Here is a 2,499-nt window from a genome sequence, read left to right as displayed (position 1 = left end):
CCACAAAACTCTCTCCGCCCGGGGAGGGTGCTGGGGCGCCAGCCCTCGTGGGGAGCCGGGCCCCGTGGGGGACCGGGCCCTCATCCCGACCGGGGTCCGTCCCGGCCCGTTGCGCCGGGGCGTGATCGTCCCGGGCAGGGCGCAGCCGGGGCCGCAGGGCCTCACGCGGCGCGAAGCTGCCGGCCTGGGGGGTGTTGGGCGTCAGCCCACCCCAACCCTCCCCCTCCCTGGGAAAGGAGAGCCCCGTGGGGGCTGGGCCCGCATCCCGACCGGGGCCGGCCCGGCGCTGCCAGGACGTCCCAGGCCGTGCGCACGCGGCGCGAAGCTGTCGTCCCGGGGATGTGGGGGCGCCGGCCCCCACAAAACCTCCCCTTTCCCGGGGGCTCAGGGTCGACCCTCCGGGGGCCGGGCCCCATCCTGATCGGTGTCCGTTCCGGCCCGGGCGCCGTCGGGAGGTGATCGTCCCGGGCAGTGCGCAGCGGGGGCCGCAGAGGCCTCACGCGGCGCGAAGCTGCCGCCCCGGGGGTGTGGGGGCGCCAGTACCCACCAGCAGTCCCCCTGCCCGGGAGGGGGAGAGGGCGTCAGCCCCCGTGGGGGCCGGGGCCTGGAAGGGGCGCGGTCAGGTCAGGAAGTCGCGTGCGATCGACTCCGCCACGCGTTCCAGGAGGGGGCCCGCCTGGGACATGGACTTCGCCGGGTCCGGTTCGAGCGCCGACAAGGCGTACGCGCGGCGGATGCCCGCGTGGCCCAGGGCCTCCGGGGGGAGGGCCAGGCGGCCGCAGACCGCGACGACCTCGATGCCGCGGGCGCGGGCCGCCGCCGCGACGCCCGCCGGGGCCTTGCCGTGGAGGGTCTGCTCGTCGAGGGAGCCCTCGCCGGTGATGACGAGGGTCGCCCTCTCCAGCGCGGGGGCGAAACCGAGGACGTCGAGCATGACCTCGATGCCGGGCCGGAAGCTCGCGCCGAGCGCGACGAGCGCGCCGTAGCCGATGCCACCCGCCGCGCCCGCGCCGGGCGAGTCCGCGTGTTCGGGGCCGAGGACCGACGCGTAGTGCGCGAGGGCCTCGTCGAGGAGGGCCACGTCGTCCGGCGTGGCGCCCTTCTGGGGCCCGTACACCGCCGGCGCGCCCTTCGGGCCCGTCAGCGGGTTGTCGACGTCGCTGGCGAGGATCAGGTCGACGTCCTTGAGGCGGGCGTCGAGCCCCGACAGGTCGGCCGTCGCCAGCTCCCGCAGGCCTCCCCCGCCGGGTGGCACCGACGCTCCGGAGGCGTCGAGGAAGCGCGCGCCGAGCGCGGCGAGCATTCCCGCGCCCCCGTCGGTGGTGGCGCTGCCGCCGACACCGAAGACGATCGTGCGCGCGCCCGCGTCGAGCGCGGCGAGCAGGAGTTCCCCGGAACCGTAAGTCGTGGCGGTCAGCGGTGCGAAGACGCCGGCCGGCAGGTGCTGGAGGCCGGAGGCCTCGGCCATCTCGACCACCGCGGTGCCGTCCCGGAGGGCGTACGCCGCCGTCAGTGACTCCCCGCGTGGCCCCGTGACCCGCACCTCGCGGCGTTCGAAGCCCGCGGCGACCGCCGCCGCGACCGTGCCGTCGCCGCCGTCGGCGACGGGCAGGGCCTCGACCTCCAGCCCGGGCAGGACCCGCCGCAGGCCGGCCGTCACCCGCTCCGCGACCTGTACGGCCGTGAGCGAGCCCTTGAACTTGTCAGCCGCGACGAGCACCCGCGCGGGCTGAGTAACTGCTCCGTCCGTCACCTTGTATCCCTTGCTATCGAACAGGCAGTCGCGCCGCCCCGACCTTATCGGCAGCACCGGAGGGCATGCCAGTCCCGCTTGTACGCCGTGTGTCCTACGCTGCGTGCCGTGACCACCTCCGACTACGCCGCGTACATCGCTTCCCTGCCCCGCGTCCTCGCCGGGGCCGCCATGCTGCTGCGGAACGACGAGGGCCTCGTGCTGCTGGTGGAGCCCAATTACCGCGAGGGCTGGACGCTCCCGGGCGGCACCATCGAGTCCGATCGGGGCGAGACCCCGCGCGAGGCCGCCCGGCGGGAGACGGCGGAGGAGATCGGGCTCGACGTCGAGCCGGGAGCGCTGCTCGTGGTCGACTGGGTGCCGGGCGAGGGCCGGCCGCCGATCACCGCGTACGTGTACGACGGCGGTGTGCTCACGGAGGAACGTCTCAAGACGATCCGGCTCCAGGAGGAGGAACTGGTCTCCTGGCGGCTGGTGGCCAGGGATGACCTTCCCCGGTATCTGCTCGGTTCGCTCGGGCACCGGGTCCGGGCCGCCCTCGACGCGCTGGAGGCGGGGACCGGGACGGTCGAGCTGGTGAACGGGCTGCCGCCCGTGTCCTGACCGGTCGCCCCGCAGGTCACGCCTGGGGATCCGGCGGCTGGACGTCGCGCTTGCCCTGGGGCTCGTCGCGCGCGGCCACCCGCGCCTCCGTGCGGTGGCCCCGCGCGATGTAGTCGCGCACGACCAGTTCGACGGCGTCCTGC

The 2,499-nt window shown here is 75.7% G+C and carries 2 protein-coding genes and 1 pseudogene; 1 reads left to right on the top strand and 2 read right to left on the bottom strand.

Features of this window, described 5'->3' with window-relative positions; all coding sequences use genetic code 11:
- Nucleotides 1-619 precede the first annotated feature (619 nt).
- A complete protein-coding gene (locus ACWGH4_RS34070; RefSeq protein WP_453467662.1) occupies nucleotides 620-1,753 on the bottom strand; it encodes a glycerate kinase in 1,134 nt (377 codons plus the stop codon).
- 108 nt (nucleotides 1,754-1,861) lie between these two features.
- Here ACWGH4_RS34070 and ACWGH4_RS34065 point away from each other — a divergent pair, with 108 nt between their 5' ends.
- Nucleotides 1,862-2,356, top strand: a complete 495-nt coding sequence (locus ACWGH4_RS34065; RefSeq protein WP_453467660.1) for an NUDIX domain-containing protein — start codon at nucleotides 1,862-1,864, stop codon at nucleotides 2,354-2,356.
- Nucleotides 2,357-2,372: 16 nt separating this feature from the next.
- Here the strand turns inward: ACWGH4_RS34065 and ACWGH4_RS34060 are convergent.
- Nucleotides 2,373-2,499, bottom strand: a pseudogene (locus tag ACWGH4_RS34060) (DUF2191 domain-containing protein); the annotation flags it as partial.

Source organism: Streptomyces sp. NPDC054847 (assembly GCF_053610925.1).
This window is presented reverse-complemented; position numbering and strand designations above follow the sequence as displayed.